Raw genomic sequence first — 17,557 nt, forward strand, 5'->3', positions numbered from 1 at the left:
CGTATTAATGATAAGGGAGAGCGCTGATGAAAGATTTCTTTAAAAGTACAAAAACGTATATATGGGGTGCAGCCATTCTGCTTATTGTCGCTGCAGCCGTACTTATTGCCGCTTTTTCAAGCAATGAGACCGTGGCAGAAGTGGATGGAAATAAAATTAGTAAGGACGAGTTGTACGATGCCCTTGTCAGTCAATATGGAGCGACTGTCTTAGATACAATGATTACGAATAAATTGGTTGACCTTGAAGCAGATAAAGAAAAAGTGAAAATCACAGATAAGGAAATTCAAACAGAGCTCGATACGATGATGGAGTCATATGGTGGAAAAGATACGTTCGAAGCGCAGCTTGCAAGTAGTGGCTTGAAAACTGCGGATATTGAAGAAGATATTCGCTCGTATTTAAAGACTGTAAAATTATTAGAGCCTAGAATCAAGATTACAGATGATGAAATGAAGGAGTATTTCGAAGCCAATAAAGACCAGTATGCGCAAGCTGAGCAAGTAGAAGCAAGTCATATTTTAGTGAAGGATGAAGCGACAGCTAAAGAAGTAGCTACGAAATTAGCTGATGGAGGCGACTTTACTAAATTAGCAAAGGAATATTCTACTGATGCTGCAAATGCTTCCAATGGAGGGAAGTTAGGCTATTTCGGAAAAGATGAAATGGCACCAGAGTTTGAAAAGGCAGCTTTCTCCATGAAGATAAACGAGATCAGTGATCCAGTTAAAACAGAATTTGGTTATCATATCATTCAAGTAACTGGTAAAAAGGAAGCGAAAGCAGCGAGCTTTGAAGATAGTAAAAAAGACATCAAAGAAGCTCTCAAAACTCAAAAACTATCCTCTGAATTCCCGACATGGCTAACAGAGACGAAAAAAGATCACAAGATTAGTAATACATTAGTTCCTGAGAAGTAATAATGAATTCAAGATCCAAAGAAAGAAACGAGCAGAAATTGCTCGTTTTTTTCTTTGGGTTGTTTTAAGTGTGTGTTTAAAAAAGAGGGAGAAAAGAGCCAAATTCCGCAATTTTCGAGCTTTATTAGCCTATAGCAGCGGAGAGGTATCGGAAGTTGATAAAAAAACATCTTGCATTTTACCCATCATTTTCGTAAAATGATTTTATCAGAATACTTTATTTCGCTAAATAGATAAAGGGGTAAAGAAGTAAAGACGTAAAGAAGTAAAGACGTGTGAGGGGATAAATATGAAAAAGGTCATAATATCATTATTAATGGTGGCAATTGCTTTAATGGTTACAGCTTGTGGCACACAACCTAAATTGCCTGATAGTTCAAATAATAAACAAGGTGAAAATGAAACGGGTGGCGATACCTTAGCTGAAATAAAAGAAAAGGGTGAAATCACCATTGGCTTAGATGATACACTCCCACCTATGGAATATCGCAATGATAAAAATGAGTTGGTAGGTTTTGATATTGATTTTGCCGAAGCACTTGCCAAGGAACTCGGCGTTAAAGTGAAATTTGTCCCATCAGCATGGGATGGAATTATCCCTGGTTTAGATGCGAAACGATTTGACATGATTTTATCTTCCATGAATGTAACGGATGAGAGAAAGAAAAAAGTTGATTTTGTCGAATACTTTGGTGTCGGACAAATTTTGGCTGTAAAAACAGGAAATCCGTTAAATATCAAATCAGTAGATGATTTGAAAGGAAAGACTGTCGGGGTCCAATTAGGTTCTACAGGTGAAACAGCTGCGAATTCCATAAGCGGGCTTAAAGAAGTAAAAAAATATGATTTGACTACCGATGTATTCAATGACATGGGACTTGGACGTGTAGAGGCTGCTGTTGTAGGAGAAATGATTGGCCGTTATTATATGGCGACCAAGCCTGGAGAATTTGAAGTTGTAGGAGAAGCATTCCAAGTACAACCTATGGGTATTGCTGTTCGAAAAAATGATACTCAGCTTCGGGAAGCCTTAGAAAAAGCAGTGCAGACTGTTGAAGATAATGGGACATTAAGTAAAATCAGTGAAGAGTGGTTTGAGACGGACATTACAAAAAAATAATCTATGACGGATAAACCGGGCAACCGTTTTATCCGTTTTATTTTCAAAAGGAGAGAGAGAAATGAACGATTTTTTATCCTTTGCACTTACATATTTACCATACTTATTACAGGGGGCTTTAGTTACCGTTGAAATCGCGGTAATTGGGGTGATTTTTGGAAGTATATTAGGATTGCTGGTTGGACTTGGCCGGGTTTCAAAGAACCCTCTTTTATCACAGCTAAGTAGATTTTTCATTTGGGTAATACGTGGCACCCCTCTATTATTGCAATTATTTATCATCCACTTTGCCATTCCATCGGTATTCAGCGCCCTTACGATGCCGCCATTTGTTTCGGCCTGCATAGCGCTATCGATAAACGCAGCTGCCTATATTGCGGAAATTGCCAGAGGGGCGATTCAATCGATCGATAAAGGACAAATGGAAGCAGCAAGATCACTTGGATTAAGTTCAAGTCAATCTATGAGACGCGTCATCGTTCCTCAAGCCTTTCGCCGAATGCTGCCGCCTCTAGGGAACGAATTTATTGCTTTAATTAAAGAATCATCCCTTGTATCAACAATTGCCTTATATGATTTGTTACGGACAGGCCAACAAATTATCAGCAGTACGTACCGTTATATGGAAGTCTTTTTCCTGGTTGGCTTAATCTACTTACTATTAACGACTGTCATGTCCTTTATTATAGGGAAAATTGAGAAAAAGGTAGGTGCATATGAATGATTTCATGTAACAATGTGGTGAAAACATTTAATAAATTAGAAGTTTTAAAAGGGATCGATTTAGACGTTGCTCCCGGTGAAGTTGTCGTGATTATCGGACCCAGTGGCTCTGGGAAAAGTACGTTTCTCCGCTGCATGAATTGTTTAGAAGTAGCTGACAGTGGGACGATCACTATTAATGGAAAAATAGTTGAGTCAAAAGAGTCCTCATTAAACAAACTTCGTCAGGACATCGGGATGGTTTTTCAGCAATTTAATTTATTCCCTCATCGGACCGTAATCGGGAATATCATGGAAGCACCTGTCTTGTTAAAAAAGGTGACAAAGGATCAGGCGAAGAAAAAAGGCATGGAACTTCTTAAAAAAGTAGGATTAGAAGACAAAGTAGATGAGTTCCCTAATCGATTATCTGGGGGACAAAAACAACGTGTGGCAATTGCTAGAGCATTGGCTATGGAACCAAAAATTATGCTGTTTGATGAACCCACATCTGCCCTTGATCCAGAATTAGTCGGTGAGGTACTGGCAGTCATGAAACAATTGGCAAAGGAAGGGATGACGATGGTGGTCGTCACACATGAAATGGGATTTGCTAAGGAAGTAGCTGATCGTGTGATCTTTATGGATGGAGGCTATATTGTTGAGCAAGGCTCTCCAGAGGACATCTTCGATCAGCCGAAGCATGAGCGAACGAAAGAATTTTTAGGACATTTGAAATAGGAGGGGCGATCATGAACGAAGTTTCAACTAAAGAGTTTTCCGCCATGCTAGAAGAAAAAGTAGATCATTTATTCCCTCGATTAATTGAAATCAGAAGACATCTTCATATGAATCCTGAAATTAGTAACAAGGAATTTGAAACGACAAAACGTTTAAACGAATGGTTAGATGAATTTGGAATCTCACAAATTCCTACTGACTTAAAAACAGGGACAGCGGCAACAGTGGTTGGAAAACAACAAGGGCCGACCATTGCTTTACGTGCAGATATTGATGCGCTACCGATTCAAGAAGAGTCTAATCTGCCGTTTCGTTCCAAAATAGACGGCGTCAGCCATATGTGCGGCCATGATGTCCACGCAACGATCGCATTAGGTGCTGCGATTATCTTGCAAGGGCTTAGTGAGATCCTACCAGGGAATGTTCGTATATTATTTCAACCAGCGGAAGAAACCGAAGGAGGAGCTGTATCCCTCATTGAAGCAGGCTTATTAAAAGGTGTAGAATCGATCATTGGTCTCCATAATTCCCCCGACATTCCTACAGGTACAATGGGGATAAAAGCAGGGTTCTTTATGGCAAGTGTGGACGACTTTACCCTTACGATAAAAGGGAAAGGTGGACATGCGGCACTGCCTGAAAGAACCATTGATCCAATCGTGATAGGGAGTGCCGTTGTTAGTCAGCTCCAAACAATCGTAAGCCGTAACATCTCCTCTAAAGAATCTGCGGTTGTAAGTATTGGTTCTTTTCAAGCAGGTGCAACCAATAATGTCATCCCCGATCGCGCTATTTTAAAAGGAACCGTCAGAACTTCAAATGAAGAAGTTAGACAAAACATCTATGAGATTTTTACAAAAGTCGTGACAAATACGGTTACCGGACTTGGCGGCGAAGTCGAAATTGATTACAAATTTTTAATTCCTGCCGTAGTAAATGATGCTAGAGTAACAGAAATTGCGCGCTCCTCTTCAATATCCGTTGTAGGTGAAGCAAATACGCTTCTAGCCGATTCAACTATGGGTGGAGAGGATTTCTCGTACTATCAAAAAGAAGTACCTGGATGCTATGTATGGCTAGGCTCGAGAAATGAAGAAAAAGGAATTACCTACGACTTGCATCACCCCCAATTTATGGTCGACGAAGAAGCTATCAAAGTCGGCGTAAAATGGATGGTCCAAGCTGCTTTTCAATTACTGCAAGACAAATAAGAAAAGCAAAGCCCTGTTTAGTTGCATAAAAGATGACAAACAACATAAACGAGGTAAAATTAACAACCTACTCTTATCTCAATTAATATTCATTGCTTAGATTGCACACAAATCGCACAGAATTTCTAGAAATCCTGTGCGATTTGGATACATAAACATTATAATCTTGAGTTACTGGACTTAATGGAATCTATTTATACAAAACGAATATGGCGTTTAAACCCCACAATTTACTATGAATGATCTATCATTAAGCACGCTACACTCGCCTAATCACAATAGTGGCGGTGCGAAGCAGAATTTTGAAATACTTCCTTACTAAAGTACGTATAACTTCAAAGGGATTGTCTAGAATAGTAAGTCGCGAAGCCCCGTCCCCATGTCTTTAAACAAGTGCTATTTCAGTTCGTCCACTGCCGACAATCTCTTCCACTTCAGATCCTTCAAGTGTTTCTTTCTTCAATAATGTTTCGACAAGTTCTTCGTATTGTTCGCGATTCCTACTGATAAGTTTTTCAATTGCTTGAGTCGCCTTGGTTAAATAATTCCTGCATTTTTTTGTTCTTTTTCGCCTTTATTGAACGTAAGAGTGAAGTCATCCTGAAGCATTCCGGTTTTAACCATAAAACATCCGCTCTGAAACACCGCCAGCAAGAATCATTTTGACTTGATCGATTCATTCACTTGTTGTGGCTGATTAGAATTAGCTATAGATTCTGTTGAAGCGTCCTTTAATTGACTACTTGCTTCAGCGATCTTGGAGCCTATGCCCACTAAATCATCTTTGGCTTCCATTACTGTAGACGCGGCATCCGTTGAAATATCCTTGACCTCACTTACCTTGCTGAACACATCTTCATTAATTATTGAATAAAGGTCTTGAGCATCACTGATTGCCTCTTTTAGTACTTCGGATGCTGATTTAAAACGGTTAATCATATTATCTTTCACTTCATCCGGGTTTTCTTTCACTTGGGTAATCATGTCCAAGGATGAGTCTTTAATATCCAATGCTGTTTCTTTTACTTTGGTCCTTGTTGATGAATTTAGGAGCATGAGTGCTCCACCTATAATTCCCCCGACAATTATTCCTTTTACCAGTTTACTATTATTTTGATCATCTGCAGCTTGACCCATGTTTAATTCCTCCTAGCATCAAAATGATTAGCTAGTTTGTATTTTCCCGGTTTACTTATTTGTTAAACTACATCATTTAGTTTTACAGTAATTGTTGAGGACCTTAATACGAACTCTTAAGGAAGGGTTAAAAAGACAGATTCATTAATTTTGCTAATTTAATAGGTACAGAAGTGTATATCGACCTTTATATTTACAGTTAATGAATCTTTGGTAATGTTCTTACATTCACTGCTACTATGTGGATGGTAGGAACATAAAAATAAAAACCCTCCTAGGCAATCATCAGTGCCAAGGAGGGTTTTTATCAAACAAGGGCGATTTAGGGTCGATCAGAACCAATGATTTCTTCAACCTCTGATCCATCAAGTGTTTCCTTCTTTAATAACGCTTCGACAAGTTCTTCGTATTGTTCGCGATTCCTACTGATAAGTTTTTCGGTTGCCTGAATCGCTTCGTTAAATAATTCCTGCATCTTTTTCTCTTTTTCCCCTTTATTGAACGTAAGAGTAAAACCGTCTTGAAGCATTCCGGTTTCAACCATTTGTTCAAGTAGATGTTTCGCTTGTTTGACATCACCGCTTACACCGATGCTATGTTCACCCAAAAACATCCGCTCTGAAACACCGCCAGCAAGAATCATTTTGACTTGATCGAGTAATTCACTAGTCGTGGCTAAATGCAGTTCTTTATGAAGCGGTGCAACATAACCGAGTGCATCGCCACGGGGAATGATGGTTGCTTTACGAACAGAACCTGGTTTCGTAATCGTAGCAACAAGGGCATGTCCGCTTTCATGAATGGCGACACGTCTTTTTGTTTCAGGATCATTCAATGAACGTGATGTGGTGCCTAAAATTGTCCGGTCAATGGCATAATCAAGATCACTTTTCTCAATAAACTCTTGTCCATTACGTAAAGCCCGTCTGGAGGCCGTATCAAATAGTGCACTTAAATCCGCACCGGAAAAACCTGAGGTGCTTTCAGCTAACGTATCAAGAGAAAGAAGAACATCTTTTGACAGCTGCTTGCCTTTTGCGTGGATATCAATAATTTCTTTCCGGCCTTTCGTATCTGGCAGCGGCACCTGGAATGAAAAATCAATCCGTCCAGGGCGCAGGAAGGCGTCATCTAACATATCCTTTCGGTTCGTAGCGGAGATAAACAAAATTCCATCGTTTGAATGTCCGCCATCAAGCTGAACGAGTAGCTCAGTCAATGTTTTTTCTCCTTCTTCGCCGCCATGTTCTTTTCGTTTAGCGGCTAAAGCATCTACTTCATCAATAAAAATGACCGCTGGTGTTTGTTTTCTTGCATTTTGGAATAAACTACGAACACGAGAAGCCCCAACACCGACAAACATTTCATTAAAGGCTGAACCGCTTGTAGAAAAGAAATTTGCACCCATTTCTTTGGCGATGGCCTGAGCAAGCAACGTCTTCCCGGTTCCGGGAGGCCCATATAATAGAATTCCTTTTGGAGCGGTGATTCCTAATTTTTCTGAACGCTCAGGCTCTTTTAAAATGGAAAGTGTCTGTAGAATTTCTTCTTTAATTTCGGTCTGTAATCCGCCGATATCATCAAGGGTAATGGCTGGGAGCGGTTTTGCAGAAGAAACACTATTCTTCATTTTTCCGATTCCAATGCCACCTTTTGTTTTTCTTTGTATAATAATGGTGGTTGCCACTAATGCAGCGATTAATCCGCCTAACAACCATAAACTAAATGGGCTAGTTGATGAGAACGAATACTGAACATTATATGTTTCAACAAGTTTGTTTACTAATTGGCTATTCGGTGGTACGTGAGAAATATAACTTCTATCTGGAGTAATCAATGTCAGCGTACCATTCTGGTTTTCCTTCAACGTTACTAATTCACCATTTTGAGCTACAATCGTACTTTCGACTGAAGAAAAAGGAATTTCTGTTTTCTGTGGCTGATTAACAGCATACAATAAAACACCGGAAATGATCACGAGTAATGCCACAAAGATTGGCAAGAATTTCGAAACGAATCTAGAGTTTGCGTTCAATTTCTCATCTCCCTTTATTATATGAAACTAGTATAGTGAACTAACTTCTATTATAAATGGTTCTTTTGTACTATTTATAGTGGGAAATAATGTAATGATCTATAACGAGGTTTATTTTTTTCAGTAGTAAGTTCGTTGTTAGACAGTAATAAGTGTGGCATGGTAAAGTGAAAAGGCATGAGACTAGTTCTCAAACAACAATAGAGGAATGGTTATGAATGAATAAATTTAAGCGAGATTATATCATTACAATGGACGATATTGTGAGAGAGGGCGATCCGATATTACGTCAGAATACGGAAGAAGTGAAACTGCCCCTTTCTGCAGAAGACAAAGAAACATTGGAGAGTATGATGCAGTTCCTGAAAAATAGTCAGGACCCAGATACAGCAAAGAAGTATCATTTACGTGCTGGAGTAGGGCTGTCTGCGAATCAAATCGGTTTGAATAAACGAATGTTCGTCATGTACTTTACAGACGTAAAAGGAAACCTGTATGAACATGCGCTCGTTAATCCTAAAATTATCAGTCATTCAGCATCAATGGTCTACTTGCCCCAAAGCGAAGGCTGTCTTTCTGTTGACCGTGACATAAGTGGTTACGTGCCAAGATATGAGCGTGTCAAAGTGAAAGCAACGGACTTAGCAGGGGAGGAGATCCAACTTCGCCTGAAAGGGTTCCCAGCCATTGTATTCCAGCATGAATTGGACCATTTAAATGGCGTCATGTTCTATGACAGGATTAATGAAAAAAATCCATTTAAACTTCCTGATAATGTAGATATTACAAGTATATGAAATGTAATCCGTAAAGTAAGGTTTGATACGAAACAATTTTGGGAAATAAAACAAGGCTGTCATAAAGACAGCCTTGTTTTATTTTTGTTTTACAGCCCCTTTTTGCGTCGCTTTAACGCGTGTGTTCCCCATAAAGAAAACGGTAACAACTGCTAGGCTAATTGGAATAAGTGCCAGCATAAAAATTAAGGAAATCGAATCTGACATGGCTTGTACAATCTTGTTAAGAACAAAGTCTGGAATGTTTGCACGAGCTTCTGATTGGAACAGCTCACGTGAATCTTTAAGATTAGTAAACGTCCCTTCAGCACCATTCCCCATCCCTTTAAATGAATCAGCTAATTTGCTCGTAAATGCATGATTTTGTATGGCGCCGAAAATGGTGATACCTAACGTCATTCCAAATGATCGCAAAAATGAATTCGTTGAGGTAGCGGATCCTCGAAAACGCGGCTCTAAACCATGTATGGATGCTGTTGGTAGTAAAGAAAATGAAAAACCAACTCCAATACCAACGATTGTCATATAAAGGGTGAGCAATCCTCTGCTTGTTTCAGGTGTTAATGTTCCGAGCAAGAACATGCCAATAAAATAAGCGGTTATTGAAATAATCATTAAATTGCGGAAGCTTGCTTTCGTTTGGAAAATCCCACCGCATGCACTTCCAACCACAGAACCGAGCATCATTGGCATAAGGATAAGCCCTGCATTTGTAGCGGATCCTCCATATACAGCTTGGACAAAGATCGGAATATAAACAGTTAAAATAATAAACGATGCCCCATAAAGAATCGCTAAAATTTGCGAAGTGGCAAATAATCGATTTTTGAACATCCAGAAAGATATGATTGGTTCTTGCGCTCTTTTTTCGAAAAAGAAAAATAATAACAAGAACACGGCGAAACTAGTAAACAAGCCGATAATCTGGATTGAGTCCCAGCTATATTTACCACCGCCTAGTTCAAGTGCGAACATGAGACTAATTACGGCGATGACAAGTGTTGTAGCTCCGCCCCAATCAATTTTTTGTTCCTGAACTTGTGGAGATTCTTTATAGTAGCGTAGTACGAAAAATAAGGATACTAATCCAATGGGTACGTTCACATAAAAAACCCAATGCCAACTTATATACTCAGTAATATAAGCGCCTAATAAAGGTCCCATAACACTTGATGCCCCAAAAACAGCACCGAGTAATCCAGTCATTTTTCCGCGTTTTTCAGGTGGGAAAATATCAAATACAATCGTAAAGGCAATCGGCATTAGGGCTCCACCGCCAATCCCTTGTATCGCTCTAAAAATACTTAGTTGGACCATGCTTTGGGCAATTCCGCATAATGCAGATCCAAGTAGAAAAACAATAAGACCAAAAATGAAAAAACGTTTGCGACCATACATGTCGGAAAGTTTCCCGAAAATCGGCATCCCAGCCATTGTGGCAACCATATAGGCAGATGTGACCCAGACAAACTTATCGAAGTCTCCTAAATCTGAAACGATGGTCCCCATCGCCGTAGCAACAATGGTATTGTCCATCGCCGACATGAAAATTGCTAAAAGTAAACCAGCAACAATAAGGTTTTGATTTTTATTCTGTTGAATATCAGCTATCAATTAAATCCCCCTTTTTTTAATGGACCCATGTAATTAGTTCATTTGAAAAAAATTTAAAAATAACTATCTTGATAATCGAGATAAAACCAAGTTTAGTGGGAGGTTCCAGTCCATGTCAAGGGATAATCTGCAAAAACGAGAGATGTTAGAGAGTTTGTTATAAAGCCTACATAAATATGGGATGAGGAGCGTCTTATTTCAACAAGAGATGGGGGGCGTTTAGACAGATTTAAAGACGGCAGAAATTTTAAATGGAACAGGGCCCATTACCGCGGCTGAACTGTCAAGAATGACTGGTCTAAGCTCAGGTTCAGTTACGGCGCTTATTGATCGGCTTGAAAAAACAGGCTATGTTGAGAGAAAAAGACGAGGAAGATCGCAGGAAAGTCATGATAACCCCGATTCAAAAGCGACAAAAACAAATAAAAGATCATTTCGAATCATTGGCAGAAGCGAACAAAGAAGCGTGCCAGACATATACTGAAGAAGAATTAGCTGTCATTCTTAGTTTTATGGAAAAGGTAACAATGATTATGGATCAGGAAAACGAAAAGTCAATGGCAGAGAGAAGATAGTAATTAGTCCTGTAATGCAATTAAATTATAATGATTACAAACTGATATTGATTATTAAATGAAAAGTAGTATACTATTAAGAAAAGCGAGTAAAAGAGGAGGACGTTTCATGGCAGTGAAAATGTGTAACACGTGTGGAGCACCTATAAAAAAATTAAAACATTCAGCTTTATGTCAATGTGGTCCTAAGATTCTTATTGGACTCCAAGCTTCTAAAACGAATAAATAAAATCATTCATTTCAACCGATTATTCTTGCTTAAGGAAAGTCGGTTTTTTATTTTTTAAGAAAATTATGTGCTATAGTGAAAAAAATTTCTCAAATGCTCATTCATCTTGTAAAATAGAACTATGTTTGAGTCGTTAAATCAAACAAAACCATAACGTGATAGTTGGGAGGTAACTATGTTGGGAACGAGAGACTAAGAATTGGTGAACTAGCACAATTAGCGAATGTGACAAAGCGCACAGTCGACTATTATACAAATCTCGGATTGTTAAAACCAGAACGTTCTGCTTCTAATTACCGCTATTACAAATATGGTGAACTTGAACGGTTACGAAAAATTGTCACATATAAAAAGAAGCAACATTCACTTGACCATATCAGGATGATGCTTAACCAAGAAGGCGAGTCTAAGATAAATCCATCTGAAGAGCAATTAAATGAAAAATTGAATGACTTAAATGAAGAGTTGCAAATGGTTATAAGATTGCTTGAAAGTGAAAAGAAAAAAAAACCATTAAAAAATCACGTGTCACATGAAAGTGTGACATTAATGCAGTCATTGTTGCTTTTACTATTGTAATGTTCAGTGGGTTAAGAATTCGAGATTATGTGTACATTATATATAAAAATTAGAGATACTTTTACAGGAGGTGCCTGGGATTTAATCGTATTCAAGTGTTTCCTTATTTTGATCAATACAAGATAGCAGAATCAAAAAAGGATTGTTTACCGATTACCCACCCGCATTGGAGATTACCATAAAATTGTTAGCCATAGCATTACTAATTGCTTTAACAGCTTTTTTCGTTGCTTCTGAATTTGCCATTGTCAAAGTGAGAAGTTCACGTATAAACCAATTAATTGAAGAAGGACATAAGAATGCACTTGCTGCGAAGAGGGTAACGACTCATCTTGATGAGTATTTATCTGCTTGTCAATTAGGCATTACGGTTACCGCCCTTGGTCTTGGTTGGTTAGGGGAACCGACGGTCGAGGCGGTTTTGCATCCTTTGTTTGAAAAATTGAATGTCGTTGAACCAGCAATAAGCATCCTGTCATTCGCCATTGCTTTCGCTTCAGTAACATACTTGCACGTTGTTGTTGGTGAATTGGCACCGAAAACAGTTGCTATTCAGCAAGCTGAGCAAGTTACGCTTATATTTGCTAAACCTTTAATTTGGTTCTACCGTATTATGTATCCTTTTATCTGGGTTCTTAATGGTTCCTCTCGTCTGCTCGTCGGTATGTTTGGCATGAAACCTGCTTCTGAGAATGAATTAGCCCATTCCGAAGAGGAATTACGCTTAATTTTATCAGAGAGCTACAAAAGCGGTGAAATTAATCAATCTGAATATAAATATGTGAATAAAATCTTTGAATTTGATAATCGAATTGCCAATGAAATCATGGTGCCAAGAACGGAAATGGTAACGTTTGAAAAAGGAACTTCGCTTCTTGAAGTCATTGAATTAATCCAAGAAGAACAATTTACAAGATACCCAGTAACAGATGGAGATAAAGATAATATAGTTGGAATGGTAAATATTAAACGGCTTTATACGGCTACAATAACGGAAGAAAATGTGACCGATTTAAATGTTGATGAATTTATCACTCCAGTTATTCGTGTACTTGAGACGATACCTATTCATGATTTACTGCTTAAAATGCAAAAAGAACGAATTCATATGGCGATTTTGTCAGATGAATATGGTGGAACAGCAGGTTTAGTAACGGTTGAGGATATTTTAGAAGAAATTGTTGGTGATATCCGTGATGAATTTGATCAGGATGAACGACCAAATATCCAAAAAATAACAGATGATCATTTTGTTTTTGATGCCAAAACATTAATAGGAGATATCAACTCTACATTAGGAATCCATCTGCCTGAAATGGACATAGACACGATTGGTGGTTGGATTTTAACTGGTAAATATGATGTGGCAGTAGGAGATAAAAGGGAATTCGAGGACTATGAATTCACTGTGAAAGAGATGGATGGACATCATGTTTTATATATAGAAGTCAAGAAGATAAGTTCGTCTTTAGTTAAATAAAAGAATAGATTCGAAAAAAGCCAAAGGTTCATTCGATTGAACCTTTGGCTTTTTTGTCTATCTGGGGATTAAAGAGACGTGAATGTTCTAAAGTGGTAAAATAATTACTATGATATGAATCATTAGAGTCACATTCCTTCTTGGCGAGTACCATTAATCGTTTGAGAGTTAGATTGTATAAATAAAATCATGAGGGGCAGGAGATAGGGTGAGTTTTAAAAAGAAACAATTAGTAGTATTTGGCGTAATCATCCTTTTTTTAGCGATCATGCTACTAGGTATTGTATATATGGTGAACAGTGTAAAAAGCAATATAACGGAAATCGTTGAGGATCGGTATGTTAAAGTAAGTACTGCAATGGAAATACGTCAATTCTTTTCACGTAGCGATCGGGAAATTCTTTATGCGGTCAATGATTCCATTAATGAACAAGAAGTTAGAAATAGTTTGGAGATAATTAAAAATAATCAAAGCGAAATTAATTTGAAGATTGCTGAGTTGTCGCAAGTTGTAAATAGAAGCCAAGCATCGCAGTTGATTAAACAGCTTGAAGCGAATTATGGTTCCTATGTGATAACGGAAACAAAAATCATTTATGCACTTGAACAAGGTAAATCTGCATCTGATTTAAATGTACTTATGGATGAACAAAGAGATAAGAGATTGAAAGTAACGAGTTCTATAGAGAAATTCAAAGATTTCCAAGAAGGTTTGATGAATGAGGCGCTGAAAGAAGCGAATGAAACCTATAATGCAATTATGCGATTTATCATAATCTCTGTTGGCCTAGTGATTATTGTTATTACTATCACGATGATTTGGTTGATTCGAAGTACGATCAAGGATCTGAGATCTATCACAAATATAATGAAAAAAGTTGATTTTAATTATCTAACGGACCTTCCGCGTATACATGTGAAGACCAAAGATGAAATTGGCGATATTGCCCAAGCTTTTAATGAGATGGCGGCATCATTAGAAGTATCCTATCAAAAAGAAAAAGATTTCACAACGGAAATTAGTGAGCAAAATTGGGTTCAGACCAGACTGGCCGACATTGCTACGATGTATCAACGTATCGTTACTATGGAAACCCTTGGGCAGCGTGTTATCGGTAGATTGACGCCTTTGATGGGAGCTTCTCTAGGAGTCTTTTATATTAAAAGAGGACAAGGAGAAGAAGCTAAATTTGTAAAGCTTTCATCCTATGCTGATGGAGAAGAAGTAGGACGTCTGGAGTTCAGATTAGGGGAAGGTTTAATTGGTCAGTGTGCCTTAGAAAAAGAATCACAGATTATCAATCAAGTCCCAAATGATTATAAAGTATTATCAACAGGCTTAGGAGAAGTAGCGCCAAAAAGCATTTTCATTGCACCGGTTGTTTTTGAAGATGAGGTTGTTGCTGTAATTGAGCTTGCCAGTTTTGAAACTTTCACAAAGTTACAGCAAAACTTCCTTCGACGTGTTCTTGAAACACTTGGGATTACGATTAATAGCGTACAGGGTCGTGTAGAAATAGAACGACTCTTACTAGAATCACAGGCTCAAACAGAAGAATTGCAAGTACAATCGGAGGAATTGCAATCTCAATCCGAAGAAATGCAAGCCCAATCTGAAGAACTTCAGACGCAAGCGGAAGAGCTACGCATGATTAATGAACAACTGGAAGAAAGAAATCGTGAAACAGAAGCGAAATCAAGAGAATTGCAGCGTGCTAAATTAAATCTTGAAGATCAGGCTGTACAGTTGAAACAAAGTTCGAAGTATAAATCAGAGTTCTTAGCTAATATGTCTCACGAATTACGAACACCTCTTAACAGTATACTTATTCTATCTGAGATGCTTTCAGAGCACGAAAGTACTTTGTCAGAGGAGCAACAAGATTTTGCTAAGGTTATTCATTCTTCAGGGCGAGATTTGTTATCGCTTATCAATGATATTTTGGATTTATCAAAAGTTGAAGTAGGAAAAATGGATGTTGTTTTTGACGAAATGAATGTAAGTGAATTACCTGAATTGCTTACACGGAATTTTGAGCATGTTGCTCAGAAAAAAGGACTGGAATTTAACGTACAAAAGGATAAGGATGTACCAGATATATTCTTTACCGATCAACAGCGCTTACAGCAAATACTGAAAAATCTATTGTCTAATGCCTTTAAGTTTACGGAAACTGGCTCAATATCTGTTCATATTAAGTGTGCAGAAGAAAAGAAACTGGGTAAGTGGATCAATACAAATGGAGCGGATGGCTGGCTTGAAGTTTCCATTGCTGATACTGGGATCGGTATCCCGAAATCTAAGCAACAGTTGATTTTTGAAGCATTTCAGCAGGGCGATGGTGCAACCATGAGAAAATATGGCGGTACCGGTTTGGGTTTATCGATCTGCCGAGAGTTTGCTAAATTACTTAGAGGATGGCTTATTGTTGATAGCGAAGAAGGGAAAGGAAGTGTCTTCACGCTATTCATCCCTAGTCTACCAGAAGGTATCGAGGAATCAGATGAAGTTGGCTCTGCCATTCTACAAGTGGCGGCAATGATAAATGAGCCTGTTAGTAAAAGCGTTGGATTTAACCATGAACCTTCTGTGGAAGGACAAAGTGTGACTGAGACACATAAACCAAATAATCTCTTCCAAAACAAAACGGTTTTAGTTGTGGATGACGACCATCGCAATATTTATGCTTTAACAAATGCGCTTGAACAGCAAGGGATGAAAATCCTAACTGCTAAGAATGGACTGGAATGTTTAGAAATCGTTAAAAAAGACCATACAATTGACGCTATTCTGATGGATATTATGATGCCTGAAATGGACGGGTATGAAACGATGCGTCGAATTCGTAGTACCGGTCAGTTTAATGACATGCCAATCATTGCTTTGACAGCTAAAGCAATGAAAGGTGACCGTGAGAAATGCTTGAAAGCAGGAGCCTCCGATTATGTTAGCAAGCCGCTCAAGCTAAACCAACTTCTTTCTGTATTACGAGTTTGGTTGACGAATGGAACCGTAAAACCAATATGAAGATTTCGGTTTATTCTTCGACTATCCGACTTAGTTAGGTTAATCATAAGAGAAGTGTATGGAAGATTGTATTTGTGATGGTTTGATACAAAGAGTAATGGGGTATCAATAATTAAATAGGCATAATGTCATACAAAAGCGTTTAGCGTCCATACATTAGGTGCTTGCGCTTTTGTTTTGGGGAAGAAACCGATAAGTTTTTACTGATTAAGGCAAGTGGTCCATTCTTCGTAGTCATATAACTTTCAGTAAAGGAAGATAAAGTGTGGATTTTTAATATTTTAAAACCATTACCAGTTGGACGTTTAGGGTACGTCGCGACTTCTGTATTGGTATTAGGAGGGCTAGCGCATTTCTTGCTAAAAACAATTTTGGAGAGATTTGGGAAGGATAATTACATGAAAGATTTATTAACCATTGAGGAAAGAGAAGATTTTGAAATAGATTTACTGTTGCAAGCAATCTACCGCGTTTCTGGTTTCGATTTTCGTCGGTATATGAGATCTTCAATTAAGAGACGGATTGAAAACCGAATGAGGTTGGAGCGAGTACAGAAAATTAGCGGGTTAATTGAAAAGGTAATGTATGAAAAAGGGTATGCTGAAAAAATGCTGGAAGACTTTTCGATTAATGTAACAGAGATGTTTCGGGACCCTGGATTTTTTAAAACTTTTAGGAACAAAGTGATCCCGTACTTAAGAGAACTTCCTGAAATCCGGATTTGGCATGCGGGGTGTTCTACTGGAGAAGAAGCATTTTCAATGGCGATTTTGCTTGAAGAAGAAGGCCTTTATGATCGAGCGAAAATCTATGCAACAGATATGAGTGAGAAAGTATTACAACAAGCAGAAAAAGGGGTTCTTCCATTAACTCGAATGCAGTCTTATACAAAAAACTATCTGCAAGCAGGTGGGAATCAAGCTTTTTCCGAATACTATTCTACAGATTACGAGCATGCCTATTTAAATCCTGATTTGCTCCGTAATATTGACTTTTTTCAGCACAATCTGGTTACAGATAGTTCTATTAATGAATTTCACGTTATCATGTGTAGGAATGTTATGATTTATTTTACAGCAGAATTGCAAGAGGACGTTAATCAGTTATTCTACGATAGTCTAAGTAAAGGTGGTTTTCTTGGATTAGGAAGTAAAGAAACCATTCGTACTATGTTATTTTGTGATAAATATGAAGATTTTGATTCTCTGGAGAAAATTTATCGTAAAGTATAAGGAAAACTAAAGCAGCCATGTCTGATGAAACAATGGGTAGGCTGTTTACGCAAGGAACTAAAAAATCTAATTTATTTTTTAAAAACGAGGATGCCTAAAAAAGGGTCTGGTCCTATTGAGGCATCCCCGCTCTTATTTGAAAGTAAATTAAAAAGTA

At 38.1% G+C, this 17,557-nt stretch carries 14 protein-coding genes; 11 read left to right on the forward strand and 3 right to left on the reverse strand.

What is annotated here, in order from left to right:
• Window positions 1–26: 26 nt before the first annotated feature.
• The 5 genes from JNUCC23_RS01430 (at window position 27) to JNUCC23_RS01450 (ending at window position 4,694) form a co-directional block, all read left to right on the forward strand.
• Window positions 27–920 carry a peptidylprolyl isomerase gene (locus tag JNUCC23_RS01430; RefSeq protein ID WP_403077205.1) on the forward strand — a complete coding sequence of 298 codons (894 nt, stop codon included), beginning with the start codon at window positions 27–29 and terminating at the stop codon, window positions 918–920.
• Window positions 921–1,209: 289 nt separating this feature from the next.
• On the forward strand, window positions 1,210–2,040 hold the full coding sequence (locus JNUCC23_RS01435; RefSeq protein WP_454213875.1) for a transporter substrate-binding domain-containing protein: 831 nt from the start codon (window positions 1,210–1,212) through the stop codon (window positions 2,038–2,040).
• Between the two features lie 61 nt (window positions 2,041–2,101).
• Window positions 2,102–2,764 (forward strand): amino acid ABC transporter permease, encoded by a 663-nt coding sequence (locus tag JNUCC23_RS01440; RefSeq protein WP_062186912.1) that lies wholly within the window; start codon window positions 2,102–2,104, stop codon window positions 2,762–2,764.
• The gene (locus JNUCC23_RS01445) at window positions 2,761–3,483 is read left to right on the forward strand and encodes an amino acid ABC transporter ATP-binding protein (protein WP_403077199.1); all 723 of its coding nucleotides are present in this window, start codon (window positions 2,761–2,763) and stop codon (window positions 3,481–3,483) included. The genes JNUCC23_RS01440 and JNUCC23_RS01445 overlap by 4 nt, the downstream gene beginning before the upstream one ends.
• 11 nt (window positions 3,484–3,494) lie before the next feature.
• Window positions 3,495–4,694 carry a M20 metallopeptidase family protein gene (locus tag JNUCC23_RS01450; protein WP_454213877.1) on the forward strand — a complete coding sequence of 400 codons (1,200 nt, stop codon included), beginning with the start codon at window positions 3,495–3,497 and terminating at the stop codon, window positions 4,692–4,694.
• A 657-nt stretch (window positions 4,695–5,351) separates the two neighbouring features.
• Here JNUCC23_RS01450 and JNUCC23_RS01455 read toward each other — a convergent pair.
• On the reverse strand, window positions 5,352–5,831 hold the full coding sequence (locus JNUCC23_RS01455) for a YtxH domain-containing protein (RefSeq protein WP_454213879.1): 480 nt from the start codon (window positions 5,829–5,831) through the stop codon (window positions 5,352–5,354).
• A gap of 322 nt (window positions 5,832–6,153) precedes the next feature.
• Window positions 6,154–7,866 carry an AAA family ATPase gene (locus tag JNUCC23_RS01460; RefSeq protein ID WP_403077192.1) on the reverse strand — a complete coding sequence of 571 codons (1,713 nt, stop codon included), beginning with the start codon at window positions 7,864–7,866 and terminating at the stop codon, window positions 6,154–6,156.
• 218 nt (window positions 7,867–8,084) lie between these two features.
• Here JNUCC23_RS01460 and def point away from each other — a divergent pair, with 218 nt between their 5' ends.
• The gene (def, locus tag JNUCC23_RS01465; protein WP_062186906.1) at window positions 8,085–8,663 is read left to right on the forward strand and encodes a peptide deformylase; all 579 of its coding nucleotides are present in this window, start codon (window positions 8,085–8,087) and stop codon (window positions 8,661–8,663) included.
• 78 nt (window positions 8,664–8,741) lie between these two features.
• On the opposite strand, the gene JNUCC23_RS01470 is transcribed toward def, so the two are convergent.
• Window positions 8,742–10,208 (reverse strand): MDR family MFS transporter, encoded by a 1,467-nt coding sequence (locus JNUCC23_RS01470; protein ID WP_454215952.1) that lies wholly within the window; start codon window positions 10,206–10,208, stop codon window positions 8,742–8,744.
• A 422-nt stretch (window positions 10,209–10,630) separates the two neighbouring features.
• On the opposite strand from JNUCC23_RS01470, the gene JNUCC23_RS01475 reads away from it, so the two are divergent.
• The 5 genes from JNUCC23_RS01475 to JNUCC23_RS01495 all read left to right on the forward strand — a co-directional run bounded on the left by JNUCC23_RS01475 (window position 10,631) and on the right by JNUCC23_RS01495 (window position 17,400).
• Complete coding sequence (locus JNUCC23_RS01475; protein ID WP_454213881.1) at window positions 10,631–10,852, forward strand: hypothetical protein; 222 nt, start codon at window positions 10,631–10,633, stop codon at window positions 10,850–10,852.
• A 391-nt stretch (window positions 10,853–11,243) separates the two neighbouring features.
• Window positions 11,244–11,660, forward strand: a complete 417-nt coding sequence (locus JNUCC23_RS01480; RefSeq protein ID WP_403077183.1) for a MerR family transcriptional regulator — start codon at window positions 11,244–11,246, stop codon at window positions 11,658–11,660.
• Window positions 11,661–11,844: 184 nt separating this feature from the next.
• Window positions 11,845–13,140, forward strand: a complete 1,296-nt coding sequence (locus tag JNUCC23_RS01485) for a hemolysin family protein (protein WP_454213883.1) — start codon at window positions 11,845–11,847, stop codon at window positions 13,138–13,140.
• A gap of 208 nt (window positions 13,141–13,348) precedes the next feature.
• Window positions 13,349–16,168 (forward strand): response regulator, encoded by a 2,820-nt coding sequence (locus JNUCC23_RS01490; protein WP_454213885.1) that lies wholly within the window; start codon window positions 13,349–13,351, stop codon window positions 16,166–16,168.
• Window positions 16,169–16,566: 398 nt separating this feature from the next.
• Window positions 16,567–17,400, forward strand: coding sequence for a CheR family methyltransferase (locus tag JNUCC23_RS01495; RefSeq protein WP_403077394.1), 834 nt, complete (start codon window positions 16,567–16,569; stop codon window positions 17,398–17,400).
• Window positions 17,401–17,557: the final 157 nt, after the last annotated feature.

It is taken from the genome of Peribacillus sp. JNUCC 23, assembly GCF_053653995.1.